At 62.2% G+C, this 18,940-nt stretch carries 20 protein-coding genes and 1 pseudogene; 12 read left to right on the top strand and 9 right to left on the bottom strand.

From position 1 onward, the window contains the following. The first annotated feature begins 201 nt into the window (after positions 1-201). From LUB09_RS15885 to LUB09_RS15850, 8 genes are all read left to right on the top strand, one after another. The gene (locus LUB09_RS15885; protein WP_231423017.1) at positions 202-813 is read left to right on the top strand and encodes a DUF1120 domain-containing protein; all 612 of its coding nucleotides are present in this window, start codon (positions 202-204) and stop codon (positions 811-813) included. Between the two features lie 36 nt (positions 814-849). After that, positions 850-1,470, top strand: coding sequence for a DUF1120 domain-containing protein (locus LUB09_RS15880; protein ID WP_231423016.1), 621 nt, complete (start codon positions 850-852; stop codon positions 1,468-1,470). Positions 1,471-1,547: 77 nt separating this feature from the next. Next, positions 1,548-2,174 carry a DUF1120 domain-containing protein gene (locus LUB09_RS15875; protein WP_209988943.1) on the top strand — a complete coding sequence of 209 codons (627 nt, stop codon included), beginning with the start codon at positions 1,548-1,550 and terminating at the stop codon, positions 2,172-2,174. Positions 2,175-2,176: 2 nt separating this feature from the next. After that, the gene (locus LUB09_RS15870; RefSeq protein ID WP_231423015.1) at positions 2,177-2,923 is read left to right on the top strand and encodes a fimbria/pilus chaperone family protein; all 747 of its coding nucleotides are present in this window, start codon (positions 2,177-2,179) and stop codon (positions 2,921-2,923) included. A 158-nt stretch (positions 2,924-3,081) separates the two neighbouring features. Next, positions 3,082-5,493: a fimbria/pilus outer membrane usher protein gene (locus tag LUB09_RS15865; protein ID WP_442964103.1), complete on the top strand. Its 2,412-nt coding sequence runs from the start codon at positions 3,082-3,084 to the stop codon at positions 5,491-5,493. Between the two features lie 11 nt (positions 5,494-5,504). Continuing rightward, positions 5,505-6,632 carry a DUF1120 domain-containing protein gene (locus LUB09_RS15860; RefSeq protein WP_231423013.1) on the top strand — a complete coding sequence of 376 codons (1,128 nt, stop codon included), beginning with the start codon at positions 5,505-5,507 and terminating at the stop codon, positions 6,630-6,632. A gap of 10 nt (positions 6,633-6,642) precedes the next feature. Then, the gene (locus LUB09_RS15855; protein ID WP_231423012.1) at positions 6,643-7,287 is read left to right on the top strand and encodes a DUF1120 domain-containing protein; all 645 of its coding nucleotides are present in this window, start codon (positions 6,643-6,645) and stop codon (positions 7,285-7,287) included. 45 nt (positions 7,288-7,332) lie between these two features. Then, positions 7,333-7,950, top strand: a complete 618-nt coding sequence (locus LUB09_RS15850; RefSeq protein ID WP_209988931.1) for a DUF1120 domain-containing protein — start codon at positions 7,333-7,335, stop codon at positions 7,948-7,950. Positions 7,951-7,953: 3 nt separating this feature from the next. Here LUB09_RS15850 and LUB09_RS15845 read toward each other — a convergent pair. Next, a pseudogene (locus LUB09_RS15845) lies at positions 7,954-9,221 on the bottom strand (CynX/NimT family MFS transporter). Next, entirely contained in the window at positions 9,211-9,870 is a 660-nt protein-coding gene (locus tag LUB09_RS15840; protein WP_231423011.1) for a FadR/GntR family transcriptional regulator, read from the bottom strand. Before LUB09_RS15840 ends, LUB09_RS15845 begins: the two are co-directional and overlap by 11 nt. Before the next feature lie 159 nt (positions 9,871-10,029). Here LUB09_RS15840 and LUB09_RS15835 point away from each other — a divergent pair, with 159 nt between their 5' ends. Together LUB09_RS15835 and LUB09_RS15830 are read left to right on the top strand one after the other, a co-directional pair. Then, positions 10,030-10,341, top strand: a complete 312-nt coding sequence (locus LUB09_RS15835) for a type II toxin-antitoxin system MqsR family toxin (RefSeq protein WP_209988923.1) — start codon at positions 10,030-10,032, stop codon at positions 10,339-10,341. Then, positions 10,338-10,832, top strand: coding sequence for a type II toxin-antitoxin system MqsA family antitoxin (locus tag LUB09_RS15830; RefSeq protein ID WP_209988921.1), 495 nt, complete (start codon positions 10,338-10,340; stop codon positions 10,830-10,832). Before LUB09_RS15835 ends, LUB09_RS15830 begins: the two co-directional genes overlap by 4 nt. Before the next feature lie 51 nt (positions 10,833-10,883). On the opposite strand, the gene LUB09_RS15825 is transcribed toward LUB09_RS15830, so the two are convergent. The 4 genes from LUB09_RS15825 to LUB09_RS15810 all read right to left on the bottom strand — a co-directional run bounded on the left by LUB09_RS15825 (position 10,884) and on the right by LUB09_RS15810 (position 15,053). Beyond that, the gene (locus LUB09_RS15825; protein WP_065934436.1) at positions 10,884-11,648 is read right to left on the bottom strand and encodes an amino acid ABC transporter ATP-binding protein; all 765 of its coding nucleotides are present in this window, start codon (positions 11,646-11,648) and stop codon (positions 10,884-10,886) included. A gap of 11 nt (positions 11,649-11,659) precedes the next feature. Further along, the gene (locus LUB09_RS15820; RefSeq protein ID WP_057006782.1) at positions 11,660-12,757 is read right to left on the bottom strand and encodes an amino acid ABC transporter permease; all 1,098 of its coding nucleotides are present in this window, start codon (positions 12,755-12,757) and stop codon (positions 11,660-11,662) included. Between the two features lie 10 nt (positions 12,758-12,767). Then, a complete protein-coding gene (locus LUB09_RS15815; RefSeq protein ID WP_209988917.1) occupies positions 12,768-13,949 on the bottom strand; it encodes an amino acid ABC transporter permease in 1,182 nt (393 codons plus the stop codon). Between the two features lie 72 nt (positions 13,950-14,021). Beyond that, complete coding sequence (locus LUB09_RS15810) at positions 14,022-15,053, bottom strand: amino acid ABC transporter substrate-binding protein (protein WP_053254520.1); 1,032 nt, start codon at positions 15,051-15,053, stop codon at positions 14,022-14,024. Positions 15,054-15,399: 346 nt separating this feature from the next. Between LUB09_RS15810 and LUB09_RS15805 the strand changes: the two genes are divergently transcribed. Both LUB09_RS15805 and rhlB read left to right on the top strand, forming a co-directional pair. Beyond that, the gene (locus LUB09_RS15805; RefSeq protein ID WP_231423010.1) at positions 15,400-16,056 is read left to right on the top strand and encodes an alpha/beta hydrolase; all 657 of its coding nucleotides are present in this window, start codon (positions 15,400-15,402) and stop codon (positions 16,054-16,056) included. A 95-nt stretch (positions 16,057-16,151) separates the two neighbouring features. Continuing rightward, on the top strand, positions 16,152-17,597 hold the full coding sequence (gene rhlB, locus LUB09_RS15800; RefSeq protein WP_231423044.1) for an ATP-dependent RNA helicase RhlB: 1,446 nt from the start codon (positions 16,152-16,154) through the stop codon (positions 17,595-17,597). Positions 17,598-17,746: 149 nt separating this feature from the next. On the opposite strand, the gene moaE is transcribed toward rhlB, so the two are convergent. The 3 genes from moaE to moaC are packed head-to-tail and all read right to left on the bottom strand — an operon-like array spanning position 17,747 to position 18,911. After that, the gene (gene moaE / locus LUB09_RS15795) at positions 17,747-18,196 is read right to left on the bottom strand and encodes a molybdopterin synthase catalytic subunit MoaE (RefSeq protein WP_231423009.1); all 450 of its coding nucleotides are present in this window, start codon (positions 18,194-18,196) and stop codon (positions 17,747-17,749) included. 2 nt (positions 18,197-18,198) lie between these two features. Further along, positions 18,199-18,441 carry a molybdopterin converting factor subunit 1 gene (moaD, locus tag LUB09_RS15790; RefSeq protein ID WP_209988908.1) on the bottom strand — a complete coding sequence of 81 codons (243 nt, stop codon included), beginning with the start codon at positions 18,439-18,441 and terminating at the stop codon, positions 18,199-18,201. Further along, positions 18,438-18,911: a cyclic pyranopterin monophosphate synthase MoaC gene (gene moaC / locus LUB09_RS15785; RefSeq protein ID WP_209988905.1), complete on the bottom strand. Its 474-nt coding sequence runs from the start codon at positions 18,909-18,911 to the stop codon at positions 18,438-18,440. The genes moaD and moaC overlap by 4 nt, the downstream gene beginning before the upstream one ends. Between the last annotated feature and the right edge of the window lie 29 nt (positions 18,912-18,940).

Raw genomic sequence — 18,940 nt, 5'->3', positions numbered from 1 at the left:
GGCGGCGATGCCCTCAACAACAGGCCTCAATTCCATTGCCACCGTGTCATTCGTATTAGTTGTATTTCCGTTCCGCCGGCCCGGCGCTAAATTTACTCCCACGCGCCCTTCAGCGCTTTAACGACGGCCCTGGGCAACTGCACCACCAGGGTGGTTTGGCTTTCCCCCAGGAATTTTCTTAGAACCCAAGGACGTGTACCTATGGACAGAACCACCCTCGCCTTCCTGCTTGCGGCCTGTGCGCCAGGCGCCTTCGCCGCCAGCACTACCGACTTGAGCGTCTCCGGGGCGATTGTGCCCAGTTCCTGCACGCCCACCCTCACCAATGGTGGCTTGATCGACCACGGCAAGATGACCGCCAAGGACCTCAAGCAGACCCAGCCCACGCTGCTGGCCCCGGCTGAGTTGCGCCTGGAAGTGCACTGCGAGGGTGAAACGTTTTTTACCCTGACCACCATCGATAACCGCGCGGGCACCTCGGCCATCAACCGGCAAGACCACGGCCTGGGCCTGACCCCCAAAGACGAGAAGCTCGGCAGCGTGACGTTCACCCTGTTCGATCCGTTGGCCGATGAAAACGCGGTCAACGTGATCGTCTCGCGCAATGGCGGCAGCAGTTGGTCAGCGTCCAATTACCTCGGCCACGATGGGCTGACGTCGTTCGCCGCCATCGGCACCAACACCCCTATCGCCATCAAGGAACTGAACGCTCGGCTGCGGGCGTTCTCGATCATCGTGCCGGCCAATGCGCTCACGCTAATCGACGAAGTACCCGTCGATGGCCAGGCCACGTTGCAGCTCAAGTACCTGTAAATCCGTTTACCCCCTTCCCCCTGTAGGAGTACCACCATGAAGCCCCTCAATACCCTTTTCGCCGCCTTGCTGCTGACCACTGCCGGCAGTGCAGTGGCGGCCTCCAGCGTTGACCTGACTGTACGCGGGCTGATCACCCCGAGTGCATGCGAGCCAAGCCTGCCGAATGGCGGCAATGTGGATATTGGCAAGATTTCCGCGAAAGATCTGAAGGCCGACAGTTATACCGCTCTGCCCTTCCAGTCGCTGCAACTGACCGTGAGGTGCGATGCGGCAACCCTGATGGCCCTGGAGCCGAAGGACAATCGCGCAGGCTCGGAGTACGAAAACGACACGGGGTTATTCGGTCTGGGCATGACCAACGACAGCGAGAAACTCGGCGGGATGGAGCTGACGCTCTTGAATGCAACCGCCGATGGCGTCGCTTCCCGAGTTATCACATCGTTCAACAACGGCACCAGTTGGACACCGCTGCACATGTTTCAAAAGGGCGCCCTTCTTTCGGTTACCGCAAGCGACGTGAACACGCCCACGCCGGTTAGCCAGATGACCGCTGACATGATTATCCGCCCGGTGATAGCCCCCGCCAATGGCCTGACCCTGAACAACGAAGTGGCCATCGACGGCTCTGTCACCCTGACCGTCAAGTACCTCTAACGCCCGGTCCGCCATGCCTGCACGGCGTGGCGCGATTGCCACGGATGTCTCCTTAAATCACGGTTTCAAACCTGACCATGAACATGCTCTCGCGCCGTCTGCTGACGCTGTGCCTCTGCCTTCCCGCCACACCTGCGCTGTGTGCGTCGTCCACCGAGATGACATTAACCGGCGTCATCACGCCCAGCGCCTGCGCACCGTCCCTGTCCTCCGACGGCGTTGTCGATCACGGACGGGTGCCGGCGCGCTCACTCAACCACTACGAATTCACCGCGCTGCCCACGCGCAACCTTGACCTGCACGTGAGCTGCAATCAGCCAGTGCTGTTTGTGCTGGTGGGTGTGGATAACCGCGCCGCGTCGTCTGTAGGGCCGGGATTTTATTACGGCCTGGGCCACAACATTCATGCGCCAAGTGAGCGCCTGGGATCGGTCTCGCTGGCGATTCGCGAAGCGTACGGCGACAGCCTGCGCGTGCTGGTCCTGGCGTCGAGCAACCAGGGCGAGACCTGGTTTCCGGAAGACAATGCGTATCCAGACAATTACATGGGCTTCGCCACGCCCGGCACGCTGATCCCTGAACCCCATCGCAGGATCGACGCCACCTTGCAGATCGACACGTCGATCAACGCTGCTGCCTTTCTGACTCTCGACCAGGACGTGCCGCTGGACGGCTCCATCGTGCTCGACCTGAGGTACCTCTAGCCATGTTTCCCGCCCCGCGTTTTGCCCTGCTCTCACGGCTGTTCAACCTTGTTCGCTACACCGGCCTGTACCTGGCCGCCGTGGCCCTGACCTTGTGGGGGCCGACCCTGGTGCTGGCCGACGGCATGGTGCCGGATACCTCGGTGGTGATCGTCAATGAAGCCGATGGCGAAGCCTCGGTGTCGGTCACCAACACCGACTCAAAGCTGGCGCTGCTGCATGTGACCCTCGAAGACATTCCGGAAGACACCGCAACGCTGCTGTTTGTCACACCACCGCTGACGCGGGTTGAGCCGTCCAAAAGCCAGTTGATCCGTTTCATCCTGCAATCACCGACGCCACTGACCACGCAACGCTTGAAACGCGTGATCTTCGAAGGCATGCCCCAGGGCCGTGCCGCCGCCGAGGCCGGCCATGCCCGCGTGGGCGTAACGGTGCGCCAGAACCTGCCGGTGATCCTGCATCCCAAGGGCCTGGCCCCCAACCGCACGCCCTGGACCGGCCTGACCTGGAGCCTGCAAAACAACCAGTTGAGCGTGCATAACCCGACGCCCTACGTGGTGCGCCTGGCCCAGGAGCTGAGGCTGTTACCGGGCAACGGTTCGGCACTGTTGCCACGCACCTATGTGTTGCCGGGCGAAACCCTGACGGTCACCGCCAGCCAGACCCGGGCCAGCACCGTGCAATTGCAGCCGGCCACCGTCTACGGGTTTGCCGTGGGGCCTTACGAAGCACCGATCACCCTTTGATCACAGCGCCGTAGGACGGGTTGCGGCGCCCTGACGACGAAGTGGCCTCCCATTGAAGGCCACCAGGAGTGTGCCCGAGTCAGGGAGTGGCGCGGCGCATCTCTCTAATACGAGTACACCTTGTGAGCACAGTTAAGACTGATCGTGACGGCAAAGCCATGCCCGGCGTTTCACCGCGTACACTGCGCCGACTGCTGGCAGGTCTGGCGCTGAGCCTGGGCACCACGCTGCCGAACGGCGATAGCCTGGCCGACGAAAGCGCCGGTTCGTTCGACCCTCAAACCCTGTCCCAGCGCGGCATCGACCCGCAGCTTGCCAACCTGCTGCTACAGGCGCCCCGATTCGCGTCCGGGCGTCATGCCCTCAACCTCAACGTCAATGGCCAGCGGCGCGGGCGCGTGGAGGTGGTGTTTGATGACCGCGGCGCGCTGTGCTTTAACCAGGCGCTGTTGGACGCGGGCAATTTGCGCGCGCCGGACGCCAACGCCGAGTGCCACGGTTTTCTCGACGCCTACCCGCAAACCGTCATCGAGCAAGACCCGGCCAGCCTCAGCCTGTCGCTGGTGGTGCCCACGGACGCATTGCGTCCGGCGGAGCAGGACGTGTCCGGCTACCAGACCGGCGGGTTTGCCGGGCTGCTCAACTACGACCTCACCGGTCTGTATAACGAGTATGGCGAAGACAACAGCCGCTTCGGCTCGGCCAACACCGAGGTGGGCTTCAATGCCGGTGACTGGATCGTGCGCAGCCGCCAGGTGCGCACTTGGCAGGACAAGGTCTCGCGCACCACGCACCTGGACGCCTACGCCCAACGCACCTTCGCCGAACAACAGGCGGTGTTCCAGGCCGGACAGCTCACCCTGTACAACCCGGTGCTGGCCGGCGCGCAGATTACCGGCGCCCAGGTGCTGAACGAAACCGCACTGCAGGACCAGAACCAGGGCGCAACGATCACCGGCATCGCCAACAGCCCGGCCCAGGTGGAGGTGCGCCAGAACGGCACGCTGATTCATTCCACCGTGGTGCCCGCCGGGCCGTTTTCGCTGACTGACGTGCGGCGCCTGAACGGGCGCTCCGATGTGGAAGTCACGATCAGGGAAACCACGGGGCAAGAGCGACGCTTCACGGTGCCGGCCGCCATGCTCGGCCTGGGACTGCCGGCACCGGGCTATTCGGTGGCCGCCGGTCGGGTGCGCAAGGTCGGCCGAGGTGAAGGCGCCGAGCCGTGGGTGCTAAGCGGCGGCTGGAGCGGCGCGTTGCACCCGCAGGTCAGCATTGGCGCCGGCGTGCTGGCCGCTGAAGACTACCGCGCCAGCGGCCTGAACCTGGGGTGGTTGCCCTGGCAGGACGGCCAGTTTCAGGTCTCGGCCCAGCTCGCCCAGGCCAGCCGCCAAGGCAACGAACGCGGCGTGCAAAGCGATTTTTCGTGGTCCCAACGCGTGTCCGAAAGCTGGTCGATCACCACGGCCGGCTCCTGGCGCAGCCTGGGCTACCGCGACCTGGAAGACTCCACCTACACCACCACGACCCGCGAACAACAACGTACGCGCTACCGCGACCAGCAAAGCGCCACAGCGTCCTGGTCGCACCCGATGCTCGGCGCGTTCAGCGCCGGGGTCTCGCGCTCCTCCAACTTCACCGGCGACAACAGCAGCAGGGCATTGGCGTCGTGGGGTAGCCGTGTTGGTCGGGTGTCGGTGTCGGCCAGTGCCGAGTGGCAAGTCGGCGGGCGCCAGCAGAGCGATGACAGCGTGTACCTGAACATCAGCGTGCCCCTGGGCGAAAACCGCAGGGGTCGCGCCTGGACCCGTAATGCCGGCGGCGAACAGCGTACAGGCGCCGGACTCAGCGAACAGCTCAACGACCAACTGAGCTACCGCGTGGGCGTGGAACGCGACAGCCGCGACCGTGAGGTGGAATCGTCCCTCGGCGTCTCGGCGCTGCCCTATTACAGCCAACTGGACTTCAACTACACCCGCAACAATGCCGAGCGTTCCAGCTATCAGGGCGGCGCGCGCGGTGGCGTGGTGCTGCACGGCGACGGCCTGACCTTCTCGCCCTACCCCGTGCGCGAGACCTTTGCAGTGATGTCGGTGGGCGACATGGCCGGTATCCAGGTCAGCACCCCCAGCGGCCCGGTGTGGACCGACTGGCAAGGCCAGGCCGTGGTGCCGCAACTGAGTCCGTATGGGCGCAGCCCGGTGGAAGTGCAAACCCGTTCGCTGCCGCGCAATGCCGATATCAGCAACGGCCTGGCGGTGCTGTCCGCCGGGCGTGGTGCGGTGGATAAAGTCGAGTTCGGCGTCGCCCTGACGCGCCGCGCGCTGCTCAACGTCAGCACTGCCGATGGCCGACCGCTCGCACGGGGCGCAGCCGTGAGTACGGACGACGGCGAGTTCGTGACCCTGGTGCAGGAAGGCAGCCAGGTGTTCCTGCCCGACGTGCTCAACCGCCGTGCGCTGTGGATCAGCGAGCCGGGCCAGGCCCGCTGCCGCCTCGAATTCGAGCTGCCCGAACGCGGCAATCCCGACGCGTATTACGAAACCGCACCGGCGCGGTGCCAACCATGAGGACCTTAACCATGGGTTTGAAACCTGCCTTGCTCGCCCTCGCCTTGCTGCCGGGCGCCTGCGCCTTCGGCGCGGATGAGTGCCAGTTGAACCTGAGCGAATCGCTGGTGGATTTCGGCCTGATGAATCGCGCCGTCGCATTGACGCCAAAGGCCGACCGTTTATTGGGCGAACGGCGCTTGAGCCTGACCTTCAATTGCCCGAACACCACCGACATGAGCCTGTTCTATCGCGCCATGGGCGCAGGCATCGAGCGCTTCGCGTTCACCGCGCGCGGCAGCTACGGGTTGCAGGTGGGCGATGCACTGCTCGATGGTCGGGCGGTAGACCTGGGCTTGCTCGCCGGCAGCGGCCAGTCCCCGATCAGTACCGCGACAAGCCTGCGCTGGCGGCCGGAACACGGCATCGTGCCGATGCGCGCCGGCGTGCCGGTGAGCGGGCGCAGCTTGTCAGTGCAGATTCAGGTCAGCGCCTGGGCCAGCGCAGACGCATCGCGGGTCAACGATGCGGTGACATGGGACGAAAGCGGCGTGTTCGATGCCATCAATGGCGGCCGCTCGCAGGAACTGCGCCTGCAGGCACGCTTTGCGCCGGCAGCCTGTACGCCGAGCCTGTCCGGCGGCGGCACGGTGGACTTCGGCAAACTGTCGGTGATGGACCTGAACATGCACAAGGAGACCGCGCTGCCCGCACGTCCCTTGATCGTCAGCGTGGCGTGCGATGCGCCCAGCGCCTTCACCCTGCGCCTGGGGGACAACCGCGTCGGCTCAGCAACGGGGCCGGCCGACGACACTCTCTTCGGCCTTGGCCTGGACGCCCGGCAAAACAGAATTGGCCGCTATCGCCTGATATTCGATCCCGCACGCACCACCGCCGACAGTTGGCCACAGCTGTATCGCACCGATTCGGCCACGGGCACCTCGGCCTGGAGCAGCGCCAGCGCCAGCCCTCTTTCGATAAGCGCCAGCCGTTACCTGGGCTTCAGCGCGAGCGTCGGCAGTACCAGCGGCCCTTTGCCAATTCAACAACTCAGCGCCACCGCGAGCCTGGAAGCGGTGATCGCACCGCTGAGTTCCCTGGACCTGGCCAGCGAGGTGCGGCTGGACGGCGCGGCCACCCTCGAAATTCACTATCCCTAGGAGCACCACCATGAAACCCCTGCTGATGCCACTTATTGCATTACCCCTGCTGACGGGCGCGGCGCACGCCGCATCGACCGTTGACCTGACCGTCACGGGCCTGATTACGCCGATGGCCTGCACGCCGCTGTTATCCAGCGGCGGCCTGATCGACTTCGGCAAGATTTCCCGCAATGACCTCAATCTCACCAAAGGCACCCGCCTGCCCCTTAAATACTTGACGCTGACAGTAAACTGCAACGCCCCCGGCCGTTTCGCCCTGCGCATGCGCGACAACCGCGACGGCACGGCCCACGTCAACAGCGAAATTTTCTACGGCCTGGGACTGGACACCAGCGGCAACAAGATCGGTGTGTATTCAGTGAGTTTCGACCCGAAACAAACCGTCGTCGACGACCTGGCGGTGGCGTACGGCACCGAGTCCACCACCGGCGGCGTGGCCTGGCGCACCGCCAACCTCAACCCCATCGATATTGGCTCGCGCAGCCTGTTGGGATTCACCGACGTGATGGGCAGCGTTGCCGGCCCCTCGGCCATCCGACGCCTGACCAGCACGCTGACGCTTGAAGCCACGATCAACGCCCGGCAGAACCTTGATCTCAGTGTGGAAACGCTGATGGACGGCTCGGCCACCCTGGAAGTTGTGTACCTGTAAACAAACACACGACACCCACCCTTTCCCTGAAAAAAGGAACACTTCATGAAGCGCCTGAACATGTTTTTTGCCGCGTCCGTAATGGCGAGCGCGGGCCACGCGGTCGCAGCGTCCAGCGTCGACCTTGGCGTTCGCGGCCTGATCACACCCAGTGCCTGCACCCCGAGCCTGTCCGGTGGCGGCGTGATCGATCACGGTAAAATCTCCATTAAAGACCTGAACCTGACCGAACCGACCCTCATCGCAAGCCACCTGCTGACCCTGGGCGTGAACTGTGAGGCCGCCACCACGCTCGCCTTGCACTCGATCGACAATCGCGTCGGTTCGAGCGTTTTTGACGACCGATACGGGTTGGGTTTCATCGCGGGCGGTCAGCGGCTGGGCCATTACACACTGGGCCTGGCCAATGCGATCGCCGACAACGTGGCGGTGCAGACGATCGGCTCCGATAACCAGGGCGACACCTGGTACAAGCACGATTTCATGAAACCCGGCCGCTACACCTCGATCGCCACGCAGGACGATGCCTCCCAGGTATTACCGGCCAAAGACCTGGTGGTCGACCTGCGCGTCGACACCATCATCTATCGCGCCGACAACCTGAACGTGGACTATGAGCTGCCGATCGACGGCTCAGCCACGCTGGAAGTCAAATACCTGTAGCCCTCAGCGCCGCGCGCGGCCGGCACCCACGTACAGCGCGCGGCCAGCGCCAAGGCCGGCGATGATGGCGGCCACCCCGATCACGCCGAACGCCCAGCCGACCGCGCTCCAGCCGCCGCTCCAGTCGTGGATCAAACCCACGGCCAGCGGCCCCATCGACGCCAGGGTGTAGCCGAAACCCTGGGCCATGCCCGAGAGGCTGGCCGCCACGTGTGCGTCCCGCGAACGCAGCACAATCAGGGTCAGCGCCAGGCTGAACGTGCCACCCTGCCCCAGGCCGAGCAAAACCGCCCAACCCCAGAGGCCGTCGATCGGCGCGTACAGGCAGCCGAACAAGCCACCGAGCGTCATTAGCATCACCACCACAATCGCCAGGCGCTGATCCTTGCCCCGCGTGGCCAGCCACGGCGCGGTCAGTGCGCTGAGCAGTTGCAAGACGATGGATCCAGACAGCGCAAACCCCGCGTCCGTCGCATTCAGGCCCCGGTCGATCAGAATCGATGGCATCCAGCCAAACACGATATATGACAGCGACGATTGCAGCCCCATGTACAGGGTCACTTGCCAGGCCAGCGGATCGCGCAACAGACCTTTGACCCGCGAAGCCACAGGGTGAGCGGTGTGTTTGTGCCGGGCCTGGGGCAACCAGAACAACGCCGCGATAAGCGCCGGCAGCATCCAGAAGCCCAGGCCAAGCGACCAGCTGTCGGCAAAGTAATGGCTCAACGGCACCGTCGCCCCCGCCGCCAGCGCCGCCCCCAGGGACAGGGCCATGGTGTACACACACCGGTCATGGCACCGGCCTGCCTGGCGAAGTCGCGCTTGACGATACCCGGCAACAACACGCCGATGATGCCGATGCTGGCACCGGCGATCAGGCTGCCGCTAAACAGGCCCGCCTCACCAAACGCGCTGCGCAGCGTAATACCAGCGGCCAGCATCAGCAAAATCCCCAGCACCACACGCTCGGCGCCAAAGCGCCGTGCCAGGATCGGCGCCAGCGGTGCGAACAGGCCCAGGCACAGCACCGGCAAGGTGGTCAGCAACCCGGCCCTGGCTGCCGATAATCCAAGGCTGTCGGACACCTGGCTGAGCAGCGGAGCCAGGCTCGATAACGCCGGACGCAGATTCAGCGCCACCAGGATCAACCCCAGCAACAGCAACCAAGGCCGCGTGACGACCGGATGGCTGTGCTGCACCACCTCGTCGTCGATTTCAGCGTCGATCAACAGTTCTTCGAGTTCGGTCGCAGGTTTGGTTTTACGGTTCATTGATCAACTGCCGGCAGAGGGATTTGGCGCGCTGCGGATCTTGCTGTTCCACCGCATCGAGCAGTTCGGTGTGCAGGTCGAACACCGCCTGGCGACGTGGCGTGATGTTCAGGGTCTGGCGCAACTGCGCGCCGACGATCGCGGAAAAGTATTGGTACAGCTCGCTCAACGCGGTGTTGTGCGCGGCATCCACCAAGTATTGGTGGAAGACCAGGTCGGCGCTGATATAGGCCTCCAGGTCGCCGTGGTACAGCGCGGCGCTGGCATCGAGTGCCACCCGCAAGACCTTGAGGTCGTGCTCGGTACGGCGCAGGGCTGCAAGGCCGATCGCTTGCACTTCCAGAATCTGCCGCGTCTCTTGCGCTTGCTCCAGGGAGCAATGGGACAGCACACGCATCGTGCCCAGTGGGTCGCTCATCGAACGCAGGTAACTGCCGTCACCCTGGCGAATTTCGATCAACCCGGAAAACGCCAATACACGCATCGCCTCGCGCACGGTGTTGCGGCTGATGCCCAGCTCGGCGGACAACTCCGGCTCGGTGGGCAGGCGCTCGCCGATGGCCCATTTGCCTTCGGTGATACGCCAGCGCAGTTGCTCCAAGGCCTGGTCGACCAGGGAGCGTTTGATCAGGGGGGCGATGTCTGTCATGGATTTCGTGCTTTCGTCCAATCATAGGATGAATTTCCCTACAACCTATTCGGAGTTGCCTACAAAGGCAAGGCACTAGGGTTCTTAAGCAGGAAAAGGAGCAGTATTTTCGATTGGTAAAATTACCCTTATAGGGTAATTATTGGACTCAGGTGTCTTATGGAAAAGTACACACCTCATTACGATTTGGCGGTGATAAAGGCGGATGTGAGGCGGCTTGGCAGGAAAGCGTTTACCCGCACGGCAGAGGAGTGCGGTGAGGCTCTTGGCTATAGCATCGAAGACATGCAGGCCGTCATTTATGAGTTACAGAACTGGATGTTGTACAAGTCGATGACCACTTATGGAGACCATCGAGTCTGGCAGGACGTGTACCACACTCACTCAACAGGCACACAGATTTACATCAAGGTCACGTACCGAACAAACGGTAGACCTCCGGTAGTCTCTTTCAAGGAGAAAAATCCATGAAAAAAGCAGAGCTGTGCTACATCTGCGGCGCCCCCGACGCATTGCACCACTTCGAGGGTCGCAGCGAAACCATCAGCATCAAGGGCATGGAACGTCGGATCGACAATCTATCAGGCTGGGAATGCAAGGTCTGCGGCGACGGATTCTGGGACCAGGACAACGACAGCGCAGACCGCTACGGCCAAGCAAAGGATGAGTTGATCCTCGCCGCTCGGCAAATGATCGGCGCCGAGATGAAACGCATCCGCCGCAAACTGCACCTGACACAAAAGGAAGCGGTGGAGTTGCTGTCCGGCGGCGGTCACAACGCATTCTCTCGCTACGAACGTGGCGAGTTGCTTGCCCCCAAACCGTTGGTACTGCTGATGCGGCTTCTGGATCGTCACCCGCACTTGCTTGCGGATGCGAAGATCCTGGCAGACGGCGCTGATCTGCGTGGCGCCTTCACCTACACCGTGAACGACGACGCAGAAGCACTCAAGGCGTCCTAGCCCCAAAAAACAAACCCGGCGCCAGGCCGGGTTTATTCATTCACGCTTCGATCAATGCAAAATCTGGCTCAAGAACAACCTGGTCCGATCATTCTGCGGATTGTCGAAGAAGTCATTCGGCGCCGCCTGCTCAACGATTTCGCCCTTGTCCATGAAGATCACACGGTTGGCCACAGTGCGCGCAAAACCCATTTCGTGGGTCACGCACAACATGGTCATGCCGTCTTCGGCCAGGCCGATCATGGTGTCCAATACCTCTTTCACCATCTCGGGATCGAGGGCCGAGGTCGGTTCGTCGAACAGCATGATCTTCGGCTTCATGCACAGCGCGCGGGCAATCGCCACACGCTGTTGCTGGCCGCCGGAGAGTTGCCCCGGAAACTTGTGCGCCTGCTCCGGAATGCGCACGCGCTCCAGGTAGTGCATGGCGATTTCCTCGGCCTTGCGCTTGGGCATCTTGCGCACCCACATCGGCGCCAGCGTGCAGTTCTGCAGGATGGTCAGGTGCGGGAACAGGTTGAAGTGCTGGAACACCATGCCGACTTCACGGCGGATCGCTTCGATCTGCTTGAGGTCGTTGGTCAGCTCCACGCCATCGACCACGATGCGGCCCTGCTGGTGCTCTTCCAGACGGTTGAGGCAGCGGATGGTGGTGGACTTGCCCGACCCCGACGGGCCGCACAGCACGATTCGCTCGCCCTGCTTGACGTTGAGGTTGATGTCTTTCAACACGTGGAACTGGCCGTACCACTTGTTGACGCCCTGCATCTGGATAATGCCTTCAGGGCTCACAGGCTGTTTGATCGCTTCGCTCATCACATCAACTCCTAACGCTTGTGGCCTGTGTCGAGCTTGTGTTCCAAATGAATGGAATAGCGCGACATACCAAAACAGAAAATCCAGAACACCAGGGCAGCGAACACGTAGCCCTCAGTGGCCATACCCAACCATTTCGGGTCGGCGGCGGCTTGCTTGACGCTGTTGAGCAGGTCGAACAGGCCGATGATGATCACAAGGCTAGTGTCCTTGAACAACGCGATAAACGTGTTGACGATGCCGGGGATCACCATCTTCAGGGCTTGCGGCAGAATCACCAGGCCCATGCTGCGCCAGTAACCCAGACCCATCGCCGCAGCCGCTTCGTACTGACCTTTAGGAATGGCTTGCAGACCGCCGCGCACCACTTCGGCCACGTAGGCCGACTGGAACAGGATCACGCCGATCAACGCCCGCAGCAGTTTGTCGATGCCCATGCCTTCGGGCAAAAACAACGGCAGCATCACCGACGACATGAACAGCACGGTGATCAACGGCACGCCACGCCAGAATTCGATGAAGGTCACGCAGACCACCCGAATCGCCGGCATGTTCGAGCGCCGTCCCAGCGCCAGCACGATGCCCAGCGGCAAGGCGCCGGCGATGCCGACCGTGGCGATCACCAGGGTCAGCATCAGGCCGCCCCATTGGCTGGTCGCCACGTTGGTCAGGCCGAAGGCGCCGCCGTGCAGCAGGAAGAACGCGATGATCGGGTACAGCACCAGAAAGCCCAGGCCGTAGATCGCCTTGCGCGGGAAGCGCGAGATGAACAACGGCGCCACGCCAACGATGGCCAGCCACACGGTGAGATCCACGCGCCAGCGCAGGTCGCCCGGGTAGTAGCCGTACATGAACTGCCCGAAGCGCTGTTGGATGAACACCCAGCAGGCGCCCTCCTTGGTGCAGTCGGCACGAGTCGTACCCACCCAGTTGGCGTCGAGGATGGCCCAGCTGAGGATCGGCGGGACCACCAAATAAATCAGGTAAAACGCCAACAGGGTCAGCAGGGTGTTGAGCCAGCTGGAGAACAGGTTGGCGCGCATCCATGCCATCGGCCCGAAGACTTTGTTCGGCGGCGGCATATCAGGTTTGAACGTATGCGAACTCATGCAGGTTTCCTCACCGCTCGATCAGCGCAATGCGCTTGTTGTACCAGTTCATCAGCAGGGAAATGCTGATGCTGATCGCCAGGTACACGCTCATGGTGATGGCAATGACTTCAATCGCCTGGCCGGTCTGGTTGAGCACCGTGCCGGCAAACAGCGAAACCATTTCCGGGTAACCGATACCGGCGGCCAGTGACGAGTTTTTCGCCAGGTTCAGGTATTGGCTGGTCAGCGGCGGAATGATCACCCGCAGCGCCTGCGGGATGATCACCTTGCGCAGCGTCGGCCCGGGGCGCAGGCCCAGGGAGCGCGCGGCTTCGGTCTGGCCGTGGCTGACGGACTTGATGCCCGAACGCACGATCTCGGCAATGAACGCCGCCGTATAGACCGTCAGCGCCAACGTCAGCGCCAGCAGTTCGGGGATCAATACCCAGCCGCCAACGAAGTTGAAGCCTTGCAGTTTGGGCATTTCCCAGTGCAGCGGCGCGCCAAAGATCAAGGCGCACAACGCCGGGATCACGATGAACAGTGCAAGACCGGCCCAGAACTTGTGGAACGGTACGCCCGTGGCCTCGAAGCGCTTGTTGGCCCAGCGCGTCATCAGCACGATGGCGACGATGGCAAGTACCACACTGATCACGAACGGCCAGAACCCATCGGCGGCCAGCGCTGCCGGCATGTTCAGGCCACGGCTGCTGACGAAGAAGGTATCGCCGAAGTTGTGACTGGCACGCGGCCCCGGCATGGTCAGGAACACCGCGAAGTACCAGAACAGAATCTGCAGCAATGGCGGGATGTTGCGGAACACTTCCACATACACCGTCGCCAGCTTGTTGATCATCCAGTTGGGCGACAGGCGCGCCACGCCGATGATAAAGCCGAGCAGGGTCGCCAGGACCACACCGATCACGGTCACCAGCAAGGTGTTGAGCAAGCCGATCACAAACACCCGGGCATAGCTGTCCGATTCGGTGTAGTCGATCAGGTGCTGCGCGATGCCGAAGCCGGCACTGCGCTCAAGAAAGTCGAACCCCGAGGTGATGCCCCGGTGCTGAAGGTTGGTTTGCGTATTGTTGAAGAGGTACCAGCCCAGCGAGACCACCGCCACAATCGTGATGATCTGGAAGAGCCACGCACGCACTTTGGGATCGCTGAAGCTGAGCTTCTGCTTGGGTGCGCCGATTTGATTTTGCATGAAGTGCCCCGAAAAGAATGGAACAGAACATCACCCGGCGGTTGGCCCACCGGGTGACAGAACCATCAGCGATCAGCGCACAGGGGGTGCGTACTGGATGCCGCCGTTGTTCCACAGTGCGTTCAGGCCGCGGTCGATTTCCAGCGGGGTGCTCTTGCCCAGGTTGCGCTCGAACACTTCGCCGTAGTTACCGACTTGCTTGACGATCTGCACGACCCAGTCTTTCTTCACTTTCAGGTCTTTGCCGTATTCGCCGTCGGCACCGAGCAGACGTGCAACGTCCGGGTTCTTGGTGGACTTGGCTTCGGCTTCAACGTTTTTCGAGGTGATGCCGGCTTCTTCAGCGTTGAGCATGGCGTAGCCAACCCAGCGCACGATGGCCAGCCACTCGTCGTCGCCGTTACGCACGACCGGGCCCAGCGGTTCCTTGGAAATGGTTTCCGGCAGCACCACGTAGTCCTTCGGCGAAGCCAACTTGCTGCGCTGGGCGAACAGTTGGGACTTGTCGGAGGTCAGCACGTCGCAACGCCCGGATTCCAGCGACTTGGCGCTTTCATCGGAGGTGTCGAAGGTGATCGGGGTGTATTTGAGGTTGTTGCCACGGAAGTAGTCGGAAACGTTCAGCTCGGTGGTGGTACCGGCCTGGATGCAGATGGTTGCACCGTCCAGTTCCTTGGCACTTTTAACGCCCAGCTTGTTGTTTACCAGAAAGCCGATGCCGTCGTAGTAGGTGATGAAGCCCGGGAATTTCAGGCCCATGCCCGCATCGCGAGAACTGGTCATGGTGGTGTTGCGCGACAGAATGTCGACTTCGCCCGATTGCAGCGCGGTGAAACGCTCCTTGGCATTCAACTGGCTGAACTTGACCTTGGTCGCGTCGCCAAAGACGGCAGCGGCTACGGCGCGGCACACGTCAGCGTCGATCCCGAGGATCTTGCCGCTGGCATCCGGTACCGAGAAACCCGGCAGGCCGTCACTCACGCCACATTGCACAAAGCCTTTCTTCTGCACGGCGTCCAGGGTGGCACCAGCTTGGGCAAAACCACTGACACCCAATACAGCGGCCGCAGTGACGATGGCCAGGGTGGATTTCAATACCTTCATTCAAACCTCCAGTTTTGCTCTTGTTGTGTCGGAGCTCGAACCCCACCGCACCCTTTTGAGGCGACTTTGACCCGTGTTGGCTTTTTTTGGGGTCAAACGGTTTGAGGCTGTCGCTATAAGTCCAGTTGCTATCCCACAAGCGGCGTCACTGATAGTGTTACCGACGTGAAAGAGACCTGACATCGCTCTGTGCATAGCAAGCGCCGTACCAGAGTGACGACTGAGTCGATTCAGCACAGGGTCAAGAGCAAAAGATTCAACCTTGCGACACTTTGTTAACAGATCAACCCGCTACGCACCGTTCCGACGCACCCAATCGGAGCGCCCGCACATTTATGGAGCAGACATGACCGACCCCTTGATTCTTCAGCCCGCCAAGCCCGCAGACGCCTGCGTTATCTGGCTGCATGGCCTGGGCGCTGATCGCTACGACTTCATGCCGGTGGCCGAAGCGCTGCAGGAAACCCTGCTGTCGACCCGCTTCGTGCTGCCCCAGGCGCCGACCCGCGCGGTGACCATCAACGGCGGTTACGCGATGCCCAGCTGGTACGACATCAAGGCCATGAGCCCGGCACGCTCGATCAGCCTGGAAGAGCTGGACGCGTCCACGCAGAGGGTCACGGACCTCATCGAAGCGCAGAAGAGAACCGGAATAGACGCCTCGCGGATTTTTCTCGCAGGCTTTTCCCAGGGCGGCGCAGTGGTATTTCACACCGCGTATCTGAACTGGCAGGGCCCGTTGGGTGGCGTGATCGCACTCTCCACCTATGCGCCTACCTTCGACGACGAGCTGCACTTGTCCGCCAGCCAACAGCGTATTCCGGCGCTGTGCCTGCATGGCCAGTACGACGAGGTGGTACAGAACGCCATGGGCCGCAGCGCCTTCGAGCATTTGAAGAGCCGTGGTGTCACCGTGACATGGCAGGAATACCCAATGGGCCACGAAGTGTTACCTCAGGAGATTCACGACATCGGTGCCTGGTTGCTCGCGCGACTGAGCTGAACCCGGCCTTTATGTAGCCGTATGACAGACGCACTACGCCGCGCCCGATTCTTGCATTACACTGGCCGGCGTACATTCCTTAACCCATTAATGAGATCACCGTGCTCAAAGCACTCAAGAAGATGTTCGGCAAAAGCGAGGCTGAGCCGCTCGCGCCAGTTGCCAGTGCGCCTGTTCCTGCCGCCCCTCGGCGCACGGACGCTCATCAGCCAGGACGCAGCGCGCCGATTGCCCAACCGCCTGAACCTGCCGCAGCGGTGGAACCCGTCGCCGCTCCCAGGCCACCTCGCGAACGTGCGCCCAAGCCCAAACCGGTAGTCATCCCCTGGAAACTCGAAGACTTCGTCGTCGAGCCTCAGGAAGGCAAGACCCGCTTCCACGATTTCAAGCTCGCCCCGGAACTGATGCACGCCATCCAGGACCTGGGCTTCCCGTACTGCACGCCGATCCAGGCGCAGGTGCTGGGCTTCACCCTCGCCGGCAAGGACGCCATCGGCCGCGCCCAGACCGGCACCGGCAAGACCGCCGCGTTTCTCATCTCGATCATCACCCAGCTGCTGCAGACGCCACCGCCCAAAGAGCGCTATATGGGTGAACCGCGCGCACTGATCATCGCCCCCACCCGCGAGCTGGTGGTGCAGATCGCCAAGGACGCCGCCGACCTGACCAAGTACACCGGCCTCAACGTCATGACGTTCGTGGGCGGCATGGACTTCGACAAGCAACTCAAGCACCTCGAAGCCCGCCACTGCGACATCCTCGTGGCCACGCCAGGCCGCCTGCTCGACTTCAACCAGCGCGGCGACGTGCACCTGGACATGGTCGAAGTGATGGTGCTGGACGAAGCCGACCGCATGCTCGACATGGGCTTCATCCCGCAAGTGCGTCAGATCATTCGCCAGACCCCGCCAAAAGACGAACGTCAGACCCTGCTGTTCTCCGCGACCTTCACCGAAGACGTGATGAACCTCGCCAAGCAGTGGACCACTGACCCGTCCATCGTCGAGATCGAAGCGCTGAACGTCGCCAGCGAAAACGTCGAACAGCACATCTACGCCGTGGCCGGTGCCGACAAGTACAAGCTGCTCTACAACCTGATCAACGACAACGGTTGGGAGCGCGTGATGGTGTTCGCCAACCGCAAGGACGAAGTGCGCCGCATCGAGGAGCGCCTGGTGCGCGATGGCGTCAACGCCGCGCAACTGTCGGGCGATGTGCCGCAACACAAGCGCATCAAAACCCTCGAAGGCTTCCGCGAAGGCAAGATTCGCGTGCTGGTGGCCACCGACGTGGCCGGACGCGGGATTCACATTGACGGCATCAGCCACGTGATCAACTTCACCCTGCCGGAAGTGCCGGACGACTACGTACACCGCATCGGCCGGACCGGTCGTGCGGGTGCCGCTGGCGTGTCGATCAGCTTTGCCGGGGAGGATGACTCGTATCAGTTGCCGTCGATCGAGACGCTGCTGGGGCGCAAGATCAGCTGTGAAACGCCGTCGACGCATCTATTGCGGGCTGTGGAACGCAAACGCCCATAAGGGCTAAAACGCGGTCAACAATGTGGGAGGGGGCTTGCTCCCGATAACAGGTTGTCAGTCAATGATGTTGTGACTGATCCACCGCTATCGGGAGCAAGCCCCCTCCCACATTTTGATCTCTGCTGGTGTTGAGATATGTGTCCGGCTGGCTATTTCCAGCGATCCGCAGCCGCGTGATCACTGCTGCGCCCTTCCACCCAACGCGCCCCGTCCGGCGTGTTTTCCTTCTTCCAGAACGGCGCCCGGGTCTTCAGGTAATCCATCACAAACGCACAGGCATCAAACGCAGCCTGGCGATGCGCACTGGCGGCCGCGACGAACACAATCGGCTCGCCCGGCTCCAGCGCGCCAATGCGGTGCAGCACTTCCAGCTTGAGCAACGGCCAGCGCTGCTCGGCCTCCACGCCGATTTTCGCCAGGGCCTTTTCGGTCATGCCGGGATAGTGCTCAAGAAACATCCCCGTTACATCGCGCCCGTCATTGAAGTCGCGCACATAGCCGACAAAACTGACCACCGCGCCCACACCGGCATTGGCCGCGTGCATCGCATTGACCTCGGCGCCCGGGTCAAAGGCGCCGGCCTGCACACGAATCGCCATGTTCAGCCTCCGGTCACGGGCGGGAAAAACGCGATTTCATCACCGGCCTGCACCGGTTCATTGAGGTCGCACAATTCCTCGTTGCGCGCACACATCAAGCTGCTCTCGTTGAGCACTGCGAATTCAGGGTCGCTCGCCAACGCCAGGCGCACTGCATCGACGGTGGCGAAATCGCCCTCCATCTCCAGCGAATCAAAGCCCACCGCTTCGGCGTAGCGCGCAAAAAACAGCACATTGATGCTCATTGCTCATCCGCCTTGAAATGCCCGCTCTTGCCGCCGTGCTTTTCCAGCAGACGCACGCTTTCGATGGTCATGCCACGGTCCACGGCCTTGCACATGTCGTAGATCGTCAGCGCGGCAACACTGGCGGCGGTCAGGGCCTCCATCTCCACGCCAGTCTGGCCGGAGAGTTTGCAGCGCGCCACGATGCACACGGTATCCACGCCTTCGGCGCTGAGTTCGACCTTGACGCCGGTGAGCATCAGCGGGTGGCACAGAGGGATCAGATCACTGGTTTTTTTTGCCGCCTGGATCCCGGCGATGCGGGCCACAGCGAACACGTCGCCCTTGGGGTGGGCGCCGTCGACAATCATTTGCAGGGTGGCCGGCAACATGCGCACCCGCGCTTGGGCCACCGCCTCACGGAACGTCACGGACTTGTCGGTGACGTCGACCATATGGGCGCGACCTTGGGAATCGAGATGAGTCAGCACGGGGCCTCCTTGAGGCAGCAAAAAAAGCT

Origin of the sequence: Pseudomonas sp. Leaf59 (genome assembly GCF_920984685.1) — a bacterium.
Classification (GTDB): Bacteria; Pseudomonadota; Gammaproteobacteria; order Pseudomonadales; family Pseudomonadaceae; genus Aquipseudomonas.
Note: the sequence above shows the minus strand (reverse complement) of the source record. Positions and strands in the feature narration are given on the sequence as shown.